This window comes from Banduia mediterranea (assembly GCF_031846245.1).
GTDB classification, from domain to species: domain Bacteria; phylum Pseudomonadota; class Gammaproteobacteria; order Nevskiales; family Nevskiaceae; genus Banduia; species Banduia mediterranea.
Map to the genome: position 1 here is coordinate 80,905 of NZ_JAVRIC010000007.1, position 12,992 is coordinate 93,896.

14 protein-coding genes are annotated in these 12,992 nt (G+C 65.4%); 7 read left to right on the forward strand and 7 right to left on the reverse strand.

Annotation, left to right across the window (positions count from 1 at the left end; translation table 11 throughout):
• Window positions 1–49: 49 nt before the first annotated feature.
• Together pip and RM530_RS06905 are read right to left on the reverse strand one after the other, a co-directional pair.
• Entirely contained in the window at window positions 50–1,009 is a 960-nt protein-coding gene (gene pip / locus RM530_RS06900) for a prolyl aminopeptidase (RefSeq protein WP_311364562.1), read from the reverse strand.
• A 35-nt stretch (window positions 1,010–1,044) separates the two neighbouring features.
• Window positions 1,045–1,341, reverse strand: a complete 297-nt coding sequence (locus tag RM530_RS06905) for a hypothetical protein (RefSeq protein WP_311364487.1) — start codon at window positions 1,339–1,341, stop codon at window positions 1,045–1,047.
• An 85-nt stretch (window positions 1,342–1,426) separates the two neighbouring features.
• Here RM530_RS06905 and RM530_RS06910 point away from each other — a divergent pair, with 85 nt between their 5' ends.
• Window positions 1,427–3,379 carry a LysM peptidoglycan-binding domain-containing protein gene (locus RM530_RS06910; protein WP_311364488.1) on the forward strand — a complete coding sequence of 651 codons (1,953 nt, stop codon included), beginning with the start codon at window positions 1,427–1,429 and terminating at the stop codon, window positions 3,377–3,379.
• On the opposite strand, the gene aroE is transcribed toward RM530_RS06910, so the two are convergent.
• Both aroE and hemB read right to left on the reverse strand, forming a co-directional pair.
• A complete protein-coding gene (gene aroE / locus RM530_RS06915; RefSeq protein ID WP_311364489.1) occupies window positions 3,376–4,209 on the reverse strand; it encodes a shikimate dehydrogenase in 834 nt (277 codons plus the stop codon). The genes RM530_RS06910 and aroE overlap by 4 nt on opposite strands.
• Before the next feature lie 11 nt (window positions 4,210–4,220).
• Entirely contained in the window at window positions 4,221–5,216 is a 996-nt protein-coding gene (gene hemB, locus RM530_RS06920; RefSeq protein WP_311364490.1) for a porphobilinogen synthase, read from the reverse strand.
• Between the two features lie 11 nt (window positions 5,217–5,227).
• Here hemB and RM530_RS06925 point away from each other — a divergent pair, with 11 nt between their 5' ends.
• Window positions 5,228–5,515, forward strand: a complete 288-nt coding sequence (locus RM530_RS06925; RefSeq protein WP_311364491.1) for a hypothetical protein — start codon at window positions 5,228–5,230, stop codon at window positions 5,513–5,515.
• Here RM530_RS06925 and yihA read toward each other — a convergent pair.
• Window positions 5,499–6,149 carry a ribosome biogenesis GTP-binding protein YihA/YsxC gene (gene yihA / locus RM530_RS06930; protein WP_311364492.1) on the reverse strand — a complete coding sequence of 217 codons (651 nt, stop codon included), beginning with the start codon at window positions 6,147–6,149 and terminating at the stop codon, window positions 5,499–5,501. The genes RM530_RS06925 and yihA overlap by 17 nt on opposite strands.
• Window positions 6,150–6,263: 114 nt before the next feature.
• Between yihA and RM530_RS06935 the strand changes: the two genes are divergently transcribed.
• From RM530_RS06935 to RM530_RS06945, 3 genes are read left to right on the forward strand one after another with little or no spacing between them, the layout of a single operon-like run.
• Window positions 6,264–6,878: a c-type cytochrome gene (locus tag RM530_RS06935; RefSeq protein ID WP_311364493.1), complete on the forward strand. Its 615-nt coding sequence runs from the start codon at window positions 6,264–6,266 to the stop codon at window positions 6,876–6,878.
• 11 nt (window positions 6,879–6,889) lie between these two features.
• Entirely contained in the window at window positions 6,890–7,534 is a 645-nt protein-coding gene (locus tag RM530_RS06940; protein ID WP_311364494.1) for a thiol:disulfide interchange protein DsbA/DsbL, read from the forward strand.
• A gap of 3 nt (window positions 7,535–7,537) precedes the next feature.
• Complete coding sequence (locus tag RM530_RS06945; protein ID WP_311364495.1) at window positions 7,538–8,476, forward strand: M14 family zinc carboxypeptidase; 939 nt, start codon at window positions 7,538–7,540, stop codon at window positions 8,474–8,476.
• On the opposite strand, the gene RM530_RS06950 is transcribed toward RM530_RS06945, so the two are convergent.
• Both RM530_RS06950 and RM530_RS06955 read right to left on the reverse strand, forming a co-directional pair.
• A complete protein-coding gene (locus RM530_RS06950) occupies window positions 8,473–9,651 on the reverse strand; it encodes a L,D-transpeptidase family protein (RefSeq protein ID WP_311364496.1) in 1,179 nt (392 codons plus the stop codon). The two genes, RM530_RS06945 and RM530_RS06950, sit on opposite strands and share 4 nt — an antisense overlap.
• 59 nt (window positions 9,652–9,710) lie before the next feature.
• The gene (locus tag RM530_RS06955) at window positions 9,711–10,685 is read right to left on the reverse strand and encodes a tetratricopeptide repeat protein (protein WP_311364497.1); all 975 of its coding nucleotides are present in this window, start codon (window positions 10,683–10,685) and stop codon (window positions 9,711–9,713) included.
• 172 nt (window positions 10,686–10,857) lie between these two features.
• On the opposite strand from RM530_RS06955, the gene RM530_RS06960 reads away from it, so the two are divergent.
• Entirely contained in the window at window positions 10,858–11,874 is a 1,017-nt protein-coding gene (locus tag RM530_RS06960) for a glycosyltransferase family 9 protein (RefSeq protein ID WP_311364498.1), read from the forward strand.
• Complete coding sequence (locus RM530_RS06965; protein ID WP_311364499.1) at window positions 11,871–12,962, forward strand: glycosyltransferase; 1,092 nt, start codon at window positions 11,871–11,873, stop codon at window positions 12,960–12,962. Before RM530_RS06960 ends, RM530_RS06965 begins: the two co-directional genes overlap by 4 nt.
• Window positions 12,963–12,992 lie beyond the last annotated feature (30 nt).

Sequence of the window (12,992 nt, forward strand, 5' to 3'; positions counted from 1 at the left end):
CGCCCCGTCGCAGTGCAACAACAAGGCGGCGGCATTTGCCGCAGACGGTCTACAGTCGTGCGAAGCCGTCGGTGGCATCCAGCAGAGCGGACAGGATGCCGGCTTCGCTGGCCGCGTGGCCGGCATCCGGAACGATCTGCAGATCGGCCTCGGGCCAGGCGCGATGCAGATCCCAGGCGGTTTTCGTGGCGCAGACCACGTCATAGCGGCCCTGCACGATCACCGCCGGAATATCCCGGATGCGGTCCACATTCTCGATCAGCTGGTTGGGCGTGTCGAAGAAGCCGCCGTTGACGAAGTAATGGCATTCGATGCGCGCAAAGGCCTCGGCGAAGCGGTCATCATCGTAGTGCTTGAGCATGCTGCCGGATTGCAGCAGTTTGCTGGTGGAGCCCTCCCACACGCTCCAGGCGCGTGCCGCGGCCCGTCGCACCTCACGATCCTCGCTGGTCAGCCGCCTGAAGTAGGCCTGCATCATGTCGCCGCGTTCCTCGTGCGGAATCGGTGCCAGGAAATGTTCGAAGGCATCCGGATAGATCCAGGAACAACCTTCCTGATAGAACCAGGCCAGCTCCTCCGGCCGCAGCAGGAAGATGCCGCGCAGCACCAGCGCCTTGACCCGGGCGGGATGGGTTTCGGCATAGGCCAGCGACAGCGTCGATCCCCAGGAGCCGCCGAACACGACCCAACGTTCGATGCCCAGCGTGGTGCGGATCGTCTCCATATCGGCCACCAGATCCCAGGTGGTGTTCTCGCGCAGTTCCGCATGCGGCGTCGATCGGCCGCAGCCGCGCTGGTCGAACAGCACGATCCGATACAGTGCCGGATCGAAGAACTGGCGATGCCAGGGCTCGCAGCCACCGCCGGGCCCGCCATGCACGAACACCACGGGCTTGCCGTTCGGATTGCCGCACTCCTCGACGTGAATTTCGTGCAGGTCCGACACCTTGAGGCGCTGCTCGCGGTAGGGCTTGCAGGGCGGGTACGGGTCTCTGGGCTGGGTCGGCATGCTGTTCACGAAAAAGGTGTTGGTGTGCGCGAACCTTACAACAAGGTGCGAACGAAGCCGTACAACAGAAGCACGAACGCACCAATCTCGCCGATCGCCAGCGCCACCACGAGCCCGTGCAGCCGTACGCCCGGCAGCGTGCCGCGGCCGAGGCGATAGGGTTTGCGGAACTGGTTGTCGGTATCGCGCAGCAGACCATACAGCACATAGCTGGCGATGGCGCCTGCGCCCGTTCGGTGGCCTGCGATGCGGGCATACTTCCAGACACCGGTGAGCTGGCCGGCGCGAAAGTAGGCGCCGGCCGCCAGAAGACATAAGTTCTCGGGATTCATGAATTTTTTTGTCCGGCCTGATTGAATGGTGCCGAGGCACTACGCTAGCATCGGGTGACTAGCGTGATACTGCGGGGACAGCACAGTGCGGCTCATCGCAACAATTCTGGTCGGTGCAAGCCTGTTTACGGGTGCAGCCTCGGCCGCGAGCGAAACGACGCTCAAGACCAGCAAGGAGGACGCGGTGTTTCCGCGGCCGGCGCAACTCGAAGGCGCCGTCAGCTTCTGGCGCAAGATCTTCGCGGAGTATTCCGAGAATCAGGTGGTGATCCATTCCATGGATTACCCCAACAAGATCTATGGCGTGCTCGACTATCGTGATGATGCCGCGCGCGGCGTCGACAAGACGACGATCCGCACGCGGGCCCGCGAGGACGAGCGCGCCGCGCGCGACAAGATCGAGCGCCTGCTCAAGCTTGTGCATGCCAATCGCAAGACGCCGCAAAAGCTCGACCCGGAAGCACGCAAGGTCTACGAGTTGTTTGCGGACATCGACGATCCGAATGTCTACAGGGATCAGCTGGACCGCGTGCGTTCGCAGCGCGGTTTGCGGGAACGCACCGGCAATGCGATGGCGGTGTCGGGCCGCTATCTGCCGAACATGGAAGCGGTGTTCAAGTCCTATCAGCTTCCGGTGGGACTGACGCGCCTGCCGCTGGTCGAATCCTCGTTCAATGTGGATGCCTACTCCAAGGTGGGTGCTGCCGGCATCTGGCAGTTCATGCCGTCATCGGCGCGCATCTACATGCGGCTCGACGAAGTGGTGGACGATCGACGCGATCCCTGGTTCGCCACCGATGGCGCCGCGCGTCATCTGCGTGACGACTACGCGCTGCTGCAGCAATGGCCGCTGGCGGTCACCGCCTACAACTATGGCCGTATGGGTCTGGCACGCGCGCTCAAAGCGGTTGACGGCAGTACGCTCGAAGACCTGCTGGATGATTTCGATGGCCGCCGGTTCGGCTTCGCTTCGCGCAATTTCTACGCGGAGTTTCTGGCCGCGCTGGATGTGGCGCGCAACCGTGATCGCTACTACAAGGATGTGCAGCCCGAGAAGCGCCTCGACTTCGACGTGATCACCACGGCCAACTACGTGCCCTACGAAACCCTGCGCGAACTGGCCAGCATCGATGAAGCCAGCTTCCGTCGCCTCAATCCTGCGTATCAGGACGAAGTCGTCGCCGGCAAGCTCTACATCCCGCCGCATCACGAAGTGCGTGTACCGGCAGGGCTGGGCAAGACCTTCAAGCTCGCCTATGCCGGGCTCGGCCAGGGCCGGGTGTTCGACCGCCAGCGGGTCTACTGGATTCAACACCGCGTTGCGCGCGGTGAAACCCTGGGCGGAATCGCACACCGTTATGGCAGCAGCATTCGCGACATCCAGCAGGCCAACGGCATCAGAAACCCGCGCCTGATCCGCATCGGTCAGACCATCAAGGTGCCGCCTCGCGACACGCCTCGCGACAGTAGCGGCGTAGTCATCGCCGCCGCGGCGCCGAGTCTGCAGTCCACCGTGCTGCAACACCGTATCGCCAGTGGCGACACGCTCGGCGCCATCGCGCGCCGCTACGGCAGCAGCGTGAGCGACATCCAGCGCGCCAACGGCATCAGCGACCCGCGCCTGATCCGCATCGGTCAGACCATCAAGGTGCCGGCCAGCGGCGTCTCGGCGCAGGCTGCGGTGATGACGCACCGCGTGCGCAGTGGCGACACCCTCGGCGGCATCGCGGATCGCTACGACACCACCGTCAGCGCCCTGAAGGCGCTCAACGGCATCTCCAATCCGCGCTCGCTGCGCAGCGGCCAGGTGATCCGCCTGCAAGAAGCCGCTACCGCGGACGGCGGCCTGCAGGAGCTGGCGTACAGCAAGGCCTCGTCGGAGCCTTCATACCGTCTGCATCGGGTGGAATCGGGGCAGACGCTGTCGGCGATCTCGCGGCGCTACGGCATCAGCTCGGCGCGCCTGTCGAGCTACAACGGCCTGACCGATCCGGACCAGGTGCGGGCCGGGACCTTGCTGAAGGTGCCGGAGCGCTAAGCCGCCCCGAATTCCCAAAGCGCCTTGTGCAACACCGCGATCAAGGCATCGGTGCGCGGCAGGACGCCGTTCCACAACTCGAATGCCACCGCCGCCTGCTCGGCGAGCATGCCGATGCCGTCGGCGATCAGGCTGGCGTTCTGTGATTCGGCCCAGGCGTGAAACGGCGCGTGTGCCGAGCCGTAGCTGAGGTCGTAGCAGGCGCCGCCTTCGGCCAGCAGCTGTCCGGGCAGGCGCGGCATCTCACCGCTGTGACCGGCGGAGGTGGCGTTGATGATCAGGTCGAAACGATCGCCTTTGAGCGCGAGGTGGGTGCAGGGCCGCAGGGCACCAACCGGTTTGAAATGCTCGGCCAGGGCCTCGGGCTTCCAGGGATTGCGGTTGGAGAGCACCAGTTCGGCGGGGCTCTGCGCGAGCAGCGGACCGATCACACCGCGCGCCGCGCCGCCGGCGCCGAGCAGCAGCACGCGGCGGCCACGCACTTCGATGTCGAGATTGTCGCGCAGGTCGCGGATCAGGCCTTCGCCGTCGGTGTTGTCACCGTTCCAGCCGGTATCGCTGCGCACCAGGGTGTTGACGGCGCCGGCGAGTTTCGCGCGCTCGCTGCGGGTTTCGCAGAACGCCGCCACACTGACCTTGTGCGGCAGGGTCACGTTGAGACCCTTGTAGCCGGCACGGTGCAGCTTGGACAGCTCCTGCTCCAGCGCGGCCTGGGATACTTCGATGGCCTCGTATTCCAGGGCGATCCGCGTCTGCTGCGCGAAGTCGGCGTGGATACGCGGCGAGAGACTGTGAGCGATCGGTTGCCCGATGACGGCGTAACGGTCCATGCGTTCCTGTTTCAGCGGTTGAGCCAGCGCGCGGCGTCCTTGGCGAAATAGCTCAGCACCATGTCGGCGCCGGCGCGGCGGAAGCACATCAGCGCTTCGAGGATGGATTTGCGTTCGTCCAGCCAGCCCTTGTCGATGGCGCCGCGCAGCATGCTGTATTCGCCGCTGACCTGATAGGCCGCCACCGGCACGCCGAAGGTCTGCTTCACGCGGTGAATGATGTCGAGGTAGGGCATGCCGGGCTTGACCATGACCATGTCGGCGCCCTCGTCGAGATCGAATGCGACTTCGCGCAGCGCCTCGTCGGTGTTGGCCGGATCCATCTGATAGGTTTGCTTGCCGCTTTTGCCGAGATTGGCGCTGGAGCCGACCGCGTCACGGAACGGTCCGTAGAACGCGGACGCGTACTTCGCGGCATAGGACAGGATCATGGTGTGCTTCATGCCGTCGCGTTCCAGCACCTGGCGCAACTGGCCGATACGGCCGTCCATCATGTCCGACGGCGCGACGATGTCGACGCCGGCGCGGGCGTAGATCAGGGCCTGGCGTCGCAGGATCTCGCAGGTGCGGTCGTTCTCGACATCACCGTGCTCGTCGAGTACGCCATCCTGGCCGTGGCTGGTATAGGGATCGAGCGCCACGTCGGCGACGATGCCGATGTCCGGCACGACCGCCTTGATCGCCCGGATCGATCGCACCATCAGGCTGTCCGGATTCAGGGCCTCGTCACCGTTCGGCGATTTGAGCGATGCGGGCGTCACCGGGAACAGCGCCACGGCCGGAATGCCCAGGGCGTGCAGGGCTTCGCATTCGCGGACCAGTTCGTCGATATCCAGACGCGTGACGCCGGGCATCGCACCGACCGGTCCGCGCAGTTCGCCTTCGGCGACGAACAGCGGCTGGATCAGATTGGCCGGCGTCAGGGCGCTCTCGCGCACCATGCGGCGGATGAAGTCGGCCTGCCGGGTACGGCGCAGACGCGTGGCGGGATATCGACCGAGGCTCACCGGATATCGACGTGGATCAAGCGGAGCGCGATTATACAGCGGTGATCGAGACCCATCTTGGCTGGCGTCTGGGCGTGTTCATGGTGCTGCTTCTCACGATGCTCGCCGCGGAAGGCCTGCGGCCGCGCTGGCCGTCCAACTTCGGTCTATTGCTGGTTTCGGACGGGTTGCTGCCGGCCGGCCTCAACATCACCGAAGGCGGCAAGCTTGCCGTCAACCTGGGACAGGCCAGCGGCTCGCCAACCGGCGCGCCACAGGGTCAGGTGCTGCTCGCCACGCCGGTCATTCGGGCCGGGTAGCGTTTTCTTCAGGGCTTGCGGATCCTTCGGACGCGTCCTCGATCCAGCCCGACAGGGTCTTGCGCGCCTCCTCGCAGCCGGTGCGCTTGTGCGACGAAAACAGCTGTGCGCTGGCCTCCACGTTTTCGAGTTCGGACAGCGCCTTCTGTACCGCCAGCAGTTGGTTCTTGGCGGCGCCGAACGCCAGCTTGTCGGCCTTGGTCAGCAGCACGTGAACGCGGCGCCGGTAGGCCTGTGTCCATTCCAGCATCTGCAGATCGTAGTCCGTGAGCGGATGACGGATGTCCATGATGATGACCACACCGACCAGCGATTCCCGGGTTTCGATGTAGCCACCAACCAGCTTGCCCCACTGTCTGCGTGTCGGTTCGGGCACCTTGGCGTAGCCGTAGCCGGGCAGATCGACCAGTCGTGCGTTGTCCTGTTCGAAGAAGTTGAGCAGCTGGGTGCGTCCTGGTGTCTTGGACACACGCGCCAGCGCCTTCTTGTTGGTGATGGTGTTGAGCGCGCTCGACTTGCCGGCATTGGAGCGTCCCGCAAACGCGATTTCCGGGCGATCCGGGGCCGGCAACTGGGGCAGCGCGGCGACCGAAAGCAGGAAGCGTGCGGCGACAAAAGGGTTGTGCGGCTCCATCAACAAGTTTCCCGAGCTTACGCGACGTTGTAAGATTCGCCGCCAAACTAACCCGACCTCCGCCTGCACCGCCACTGTCGGTCTGCGGGTTCCGCTGATAATGGAGTCTTTTGAATGAAGCGCTTTGTCTTCTTGGCCCTGCTGGGCAGCATTGGTCTCGCCCACGCGGCCGATCCGTTTGTGGACGGCGACGCGGAAGCAGGAGAAGCCAAGGCCGGCGTCTGCGTCGCCTGTCACGGTGTCGCCGGCAAGAGCACCAATCCGCAGTGGCCGAAGCTGGCCGGGCAAAGCGCCAAGTACATCGTCAAGCAGTTGGCCGCCTTCAAGTCGGGTGAGCGCAGCAATCCGCTGATGACACCGCAGGCGATGTCGCTGAGCGAGCAGGACATGGCCAACCTAGGCGCATATTTCGCGGCGCAGGAGCTGTCGCCCGGTGTTGCGAGTGAAGATTCGATCGAATTGGCACAGCCGATTTATCGCGGCGGCGACGGCGAGCGCGGCCTGCCGGCCTGTGCCGCATGTCACAGCCCCACGGGCGCCGGCAACCCGGGTGCCGGCTTCCCGCACATCGGTGGGCAGCAGGGCGAGTACACCGCCGCCAGCTTGCGCGCCTATCGCTCAGGGGAACGTGGAGCGGGTACGCAGGGTCTGATCATGCAGAGCGTGGCCGAAAAGCTGACCGACGCCGAGATTGACGCGCTCGCTTCCTACATCGCCGGATTGCAATGAGGTTTTCGACCATGCGTTTGTTCGCCCAGATTTGTCTGTTGTTTGTCGCACTCAGCCCGATTGCCTGCTCCGCGCAGGACGGACCGATGCGCTACCTGGAAGGCGAGCAATACCGCAAGGTCAGCAGTGTCACCGAACCCAAGGACGCGTCCAAGATCACCGTGACCGAGGTGTTCTGGTATGGCTGTGCCCACTGCTATGCCTTCGAGCCGTACATGCGCAAGTGGGCCGAGACCAAGCCGGGCGACGTGGTGTTCGAACGCATGCCGAATTCGCTGGGACGACCGGTCGGTCTTTTGCATAGCCGCGCCTACTACACCGCCGAGCAACTGGGCATCGAAAAGCAGTTCACGCCGAAGATGTTTGCGGCGATGCACGACCAGCGTCTGCCGATGTCCACCGAGTCCGCCATCGGCACCCTTGCCACCCAGCTCGGCATCGACGAAGCCAAGTTCAGCAGCACCTTCGAGGGCTTCGCGGTCGACAGCCAGGTGCGCCGCGCCGAGCAGCGGTCCCGCGACTGGGGCGTGACCGGCACTCCGACCGTGATCGTCGGCGGCAAGTACATGACGGCACCATCGATGGCGCACGGCTCGGACGAGGCGATCGACGTGGTTCGCTTCCTGGTCGACAAGGTGCGCGCCGAGCGCAAATAGTCCGTGAAGGGACTTCTGCTCGCCGCCGTGGCGGGCGCCTGCCTGGTGCCTCGGCTCGCCGCGGCGGCACCGGCGGCACGGTTGCCACTGCCGCTGGCGACCGTTGAGCAGGCTTGCGAGACCCTGTCACAGCGCCTCGGCAGCGTTGCCTTGAGCGACTGCCTTGGTGCCGACTTTCGCATGGCCGACAGCGGTAGCGTCGAGGGCCGTCCGATTCTGGTTCGCGATTTCCCGCCGACGGCGGCGCAGCCCGAAGGCGCCCGCGCCCCGCGCATCCTGCTGTTCGGCGGCATTCACGGCGACGAATACTCGGCCGTCAGCATCATGTTCCGCTGGATCGAACTGCTCAAGCACGATCGCTTCCAACGCTACGACTGGCGCGTGATTCCTTCGCTGAATCCGGATGGCCTGCTCGACCGCCCGGCCACCCGAATGAACGCCAACGGTGTCGACCTGAACCGTAATTTCCCGAGCGAGCACTGGGAGGAACGCGCGTTGCCGTACTGGCGCGAGAAGACCTTCCGCGACCCCCGGCGCTATCCCGGCAAGGCCGCCTTGTCGGAGCCCGAAAGCGCCTGGCTGGCGGCCGAAATCCGGGCATTCGTGCCGGACGTGATCGTCTCCGTTCATGCGCCGCTCGGCGTGCTCGACTTCGATGGCCCGCCGCCGCCGCCGGATCGATTGGGTTATCTTCGCCTCAAGCATCTCGGTGTCTATCCCGGTTCGCTCGGCAATTTCGCGGGCGTGACGCTGGGCATCCCGGTGCTGACCCCCGAACTGCCGCACGCCGGCATCATGCCCAGCGGGCAGCAAGTGCAACGCATGTGGGCGGACCTCAACGAATGGCTGGACGGCAACGTCGAAGCGCGCGAGGCGCCGCCGGTGCTGCTGGGACTCGATGAATGGGAATGGATGCCTACGCTGAGCCGGCGTTCGCGCTAGTCGCTTTCCTCACGGACGATGCGCCACTGTCCGTCGCTTTCCAGTCGCCAGTACTGCTGCTTGTGCGACAGGGTGGCGAAGCTGTCGCTCTTGTAGTCCTGATCGAACTCGGCGAGTACCAGATTGTCTTCGCCCGGATACAGGTACACATCCAGATTCTGGAGCGTCACGTCGATGTAGCGCTTGGCGCCGTTGACCCGCCGCTTGTATTGCGAGAACGCCTTCAGGTCCATGTTATCCACGGTGAAGGTCTTGGAATAGAAGCCGAGATAGGCCTCGGTGTCCTTGGCGGACCAGGCGGCGCGCCAACTTTCGATTCGCGCGAGGAAGGTGGCGCGCCGTGCAGCGGCCTCGGCAGCCGGCAGCCAGCTCGTGCCGTCGCTGAGGATGATCGGTGTCTCGCCTGGCTGAATGTAGCTGCGCAAGGCCAGCAGGTCCGCATTGGCGACGGTGACGCAGCCCTCACTGGAGCGTGGCGCGCGCGTATAGGTGTCGTCCGGCACGCCGTGCAGCCAGATGCCGTAACCGGTCTTGCCGAGCGAACGGTCCCAGACATTCGGATAGTTCGTCGGAAAGGCGCCGGCGCCGTACAGCTCCGGCAGACCGGAGCCGGCCAGCCAGTTGATGATGCGGTAAACCCCAACCGGCGTGCGGTTGTCGCCCATCACCTGTTTTCCGTAGCCATCCTTGCCCATCGCAACATAGAAGTCAGCCAGCACCTGCGGACTGCCGTCGCGGTTCTCGAGCAGATACAGCCGCGCGCGCGGCAGGTCCGCCAGCAAAGCATGCTGGTGACGTGGTGACAGACTCAGGATCGAGGCCGGCACACTGCCCGGCGGTGGCTCGCTGGTGTTGAGCCTCAAGCGCGCTTCTTCGATCAGTGCGTCGACCGGGGCGTCACCGCTGCTGAAGGAGCTGTTCACCGCACCGGCTCTGGTCGCCAGCATCTGGCTGTAGAGCAGCTGCGCGAGACGGAAATTGGGTTCGTCGTGGACCAGCTGGTCGAGATCGCGCAGAGCCTGGTCGATACGGCCGGCGTGCATCGCGTCCACGGCCTCACGCAGACGCTGCTCGGGATGGTCGAGCAGGGCGGAAGCCGTGGCGGTGCCGGCGCAGATGGCCGAGGCGATCAGGCCCGCAATCAGCTGCCGGCCGACACGCTTGTCAGTGCGCATCCGGAGCGCCGGACCGCGTTCTTTTCCTGCGCGATGCAAGAGATCGCGGCAAGCCCGCCTCAAAGCACCATTTCGCGCGTGATGCGCCATTGGCCGCCGCTCTGCCGAAGCTCAAGCAGCTTGGTGACCTGATCCGAGTAGGTATCCGACTCGTAGGTCTGGATGAAGCGGACCTGTGCGCGATCGGCACTCAGCAGATCGATCTGGGGATTGATGACGCGGACTTCGACCTTGCCCGGAGCCCCGACGCGCGCCCGGCGCTGGGATTCCCATTGCGCCCGGGTCTGACCGTCACCCGGATCGAAGTCAGGATCGTAGCTGGCGAGGTAGGCCGCCACGTTCTGGTCCGACCAGGCGGAAGACCAGTCATAGATCGCTTGCGAGATCGCTTCGGCGGTTTCCGGCGTCAGGGTCGTTGCCGGGGCCGGCGGCGCGCTCGCGATGGTCGCCGGTGGCGTCTGGATCGTCGGCGCCGGTGCCGTTGTCGGGGCAGTGGGTGCGACCGACACCGCTGGCGCGGCTTCGCCGGGCAAGGTGTTCATCTGTTCGAGCAGCCGCAGCTTCTGACGGACCACGCCATTGTCCTGGTCCAGCATCAGCGCGCGGTTGTAGGCCGCCGAGGCCAGTGCGGCGTAGATGTCGCCGAGATTCTCGTGCGCGGTGGCGTAGCTGGGGTGCGTGGCCAGTGCTGCTTCCAACGCATCGCGCGACTTCTCGTAGTCGCCGCGTTGGGCGTACAGCACGGCAAGATTGTTGTACGGCTCAGGCAGCTGCGGATAGTCGCGCGTCAGATCGGAGAACGCCTTGAGCGCATCGTCTTCGCGGCCGAGCTTGACCAGCACCAGCGCACGCGTGAACCGCGCTTCGGCGTCCTGGGGCACCTGCTTGAGGTGCGAGTCGAGGACGGTCAGTGCCTGTTGGTACTGTCCGCTGTTGATCAGGGACTGGGCCTGATCAAGCGCGGCGGCGCCGAGCGCGCTGCCCGCAATTGCGAAGATCGTCACCGCAGCGGCGACCCGGAAAATCCGTTTCACGCAGGAATCCCTCGGATTGGTAAGGAGATTTGAAATCGACGGTAATATAAAGCATCGCAGGCACCGACGTAGCCCCTCGTGGCGCTCCGAGTGTCGTCTGTCCATGACCGTCCGCCGTCCCGCCCCCTTCAAGCGTCCACGCATGAGTTCAGCAGCCCCCGCGGCGCCCCTTTTGCCCACCGCCTCAGACGGTTTTGCGCCGCGCATCCTGATCGTGCGGCTCAGCAGCATCGGCGACCTGGTATTCACCACATCGCTGCTGCGCGCTCTGCGCGCGGCCTACCCGAAAGCGCGGATCGGCTGGCTGGCGCGACGCGAACTGGTGGGCTGGTTGCACGCAGATCCGGACATCGATCAGGTGCATGCCTGGGACCCGCCAAAGTCGCGCAATCCCTGGATTTGGTGGATGCGTCTGCGCGCATTGCGCCGCGAGCTTCGTGGCGCGGACTACGACATTGCGATCGAGGCTCAGGGGCTGCTCAAGAGCCGCGTGCTGTGCCGGCTGTCCGGGGCGCCCCGGCGCTTCGGTTTCGATTCCCGGGAGCCTGGCGGCTTTTTGCTGCACACGCGGATTCCCAAAGCGGGCCAAGTACGTCTGATCAGCTCCGAGTATCGCGATCTGGCGGAGCGTCTCACCGGCCGCTTCGCGCCACCACCAAGTCTGAGGCTGCCGTCACCCCAGCGCGAGTTGCCGCAGGGTGTGGCGGTGTTGTGTCCGTTCACGACGCGGCCGCAGAAGCATTGGTTCGACGACTACTGGCCACAGCTCGCCGCCCTGCTCAAGAACAATCTGGGCCTGGACAGCGTGATTCTCGGCGGCCCCGGTGACCGTGAGCATGCACAGCGGCTGTTGGCACAGTGCCCGCCCGGCACGCTTGGCCTGGCTGGCGAGACCTCGCTGATCGAGGCCGCGCAGACCATCGAACGCGCCCGCGTGCTGATCGGCGTGGATACCGGCCTGACGCACATGGGCGTGGCACTGGGTATTCCCACGGTGCCGCTGTTCGGTTCGACCGTGCCGTATCGCGAGGGCGGTTCCGGGCCGATGCGCGTGCTCTACGACGAACGCCACTGCTCGCCGTGCAAGCGCCGGCCAAGCTGTGGCGGCGCCTACACCTGCATGCACGATCTCACGCCGATGCGGGCGTTCGAAGCGGCGCGTGAACTGATCGCGGGGCGAGTCGCATGAAGGTCGTGCATCTGGAAACCGGGCGTCATCTGTACGGTGGTGCGCAGCAGGTGGCCTATCTGCTGTCGGCGCTGCCGCGCGAACTGGTCGACAGTCATCTGGTTTGTGTGCCGGACGCGCAGATCGGCGCGGCGGTGGCGAGCCTCGGCTTGCCGGTGCACGAACTACCGATGACTGGCGATCTGGACCTGGCGTTCATCGGTCGCTTTCGCCGCCTGTTACGACAGCTGCAGCCCGATCTCGTGCACATTCACAGCCGGCGCGGCGCCGATGTGCTCGGCGGGCTTGCCGCGCGTCGCGCCAAGGTGCCGGCGATTCTGTCGCGGCGTGTGGACAACCCCGAACCCTGGCTGTCGGTGCGATTCAAATACCCCTTGTTCGATGCCGTGCTGGCAATCTCCAACGGTGTGCGCGACGCGCTGCGTGCCAGCGGCGTGAGCCAGGCGATCGAGGTGGTGCGTTCCAGCGTCGATCCGGCGCCGTGGCGCGAGCCGGCACCCCGCGAGGAATTCCTGCGCAGCTTCGATCTGGACGAGACGGCGATCACCATCGGCGTGGTCGCGCAACTGATCATGCGCAAGGGCCATCACGTTCTGTTGCAGGCGCTCCCGCCACTGGTCGCGCGGCATCCAAATCTGCGTGTGCTGTGTTTCGGACAGGGGTCGCGCCGCGAAGCCTTGGAGGCAGCGGCGCGTGAGCTGGGTCTGAGCGAGGTGGTCCGTTTCGTCGGATTCCACAAGGACCTGTCGCGCTGGATGGGCCACTTCGACCTGCTGGCACATCCGGCGCTGATGGAAGGCCTGGGCGTCACTCTGCTGCAGGCGGCCGCGGCCGGCGTGCCGGTCATCGCCTGCCGTGCCGGCGGCATGCCCGAGGCCGTGCACGACGGTGTCAACGGGATTCTGGTGCCGCCGGGCGAGGTCGATCCGCTGCGCGAGGCCCTGGCCCGCTTGCTCGACGACGCGGCGCTGCGCCAGCGCTACGCGGAGGCCGGGCGGCGTCTGGCGGATACCGAGTTCTCGATCGCGGCGATGGCCGAAGGCACGCTGGCGGCGTATCGGGCGGTGCTTGCGTCAGCCGGACGATAAAGCCTCGGGTTCGCGCAAAGACGCGAAGAA

Bases quoted from the DNA above. Each gene is read 5' to 3' on its own strand.
- yihA (WP_311364492.1), bottom strand. From the start codon at position 6,149: ATGGAGCCGCACAACCCTTTTGTCGCCGCACGCTTCCTGCTTTCGGTC.
- RM530_RS06950 (WP_311364496.1), bottom strand. From the start codon at position 9,651: ATGCGCACTGACAAGCGTGTCGGCCGGCAGCTGATTGCGGGCCTGATC.
- pip (WP_311364562.1), bottom strand. From the start codon at position 1,009: ATGCCGACCCAGCCCAGAGACCCGTACCCGCCCTGCAAGCCCTACCGC.
- RM530_RS06905 (WP_311364487.1), bottom strand. From the start codon at position 1,341: ATGAATCCCGAGAACTTATGTCTTCTGGCGGCCGGCGCCTACTTTCGC.
- aroE (WP_311364489.1), bottom strand. From the start codon at position 4,209: ATGGACCGTTACGCCGTCATCGGGCAACCGATCGCTCACAGTCTCTCG.
- RM530_RS06935 (WP_311364493.1), top strand. From the start codon at position 6,264: ATGAAGCGCTTTGTCTTCTTGGCCCTGCTGGGCAGCATTGGTCTCGCC.
- RM530_RS06940 (WP_311364494.1), top strand. From the start codon at position 6,890: ATGCGTTTGTTCGCCCAGATTTGTCTGTTGTTTGTCGCACTCAGCCCG.
- RM530_RS06965 (WP_311364499.1), top strand. From the start codon at position 11,871: ATGAAGGTCGTGCATCTGGAAACCGGGCGTCATCTGTACGGTGGTGCG.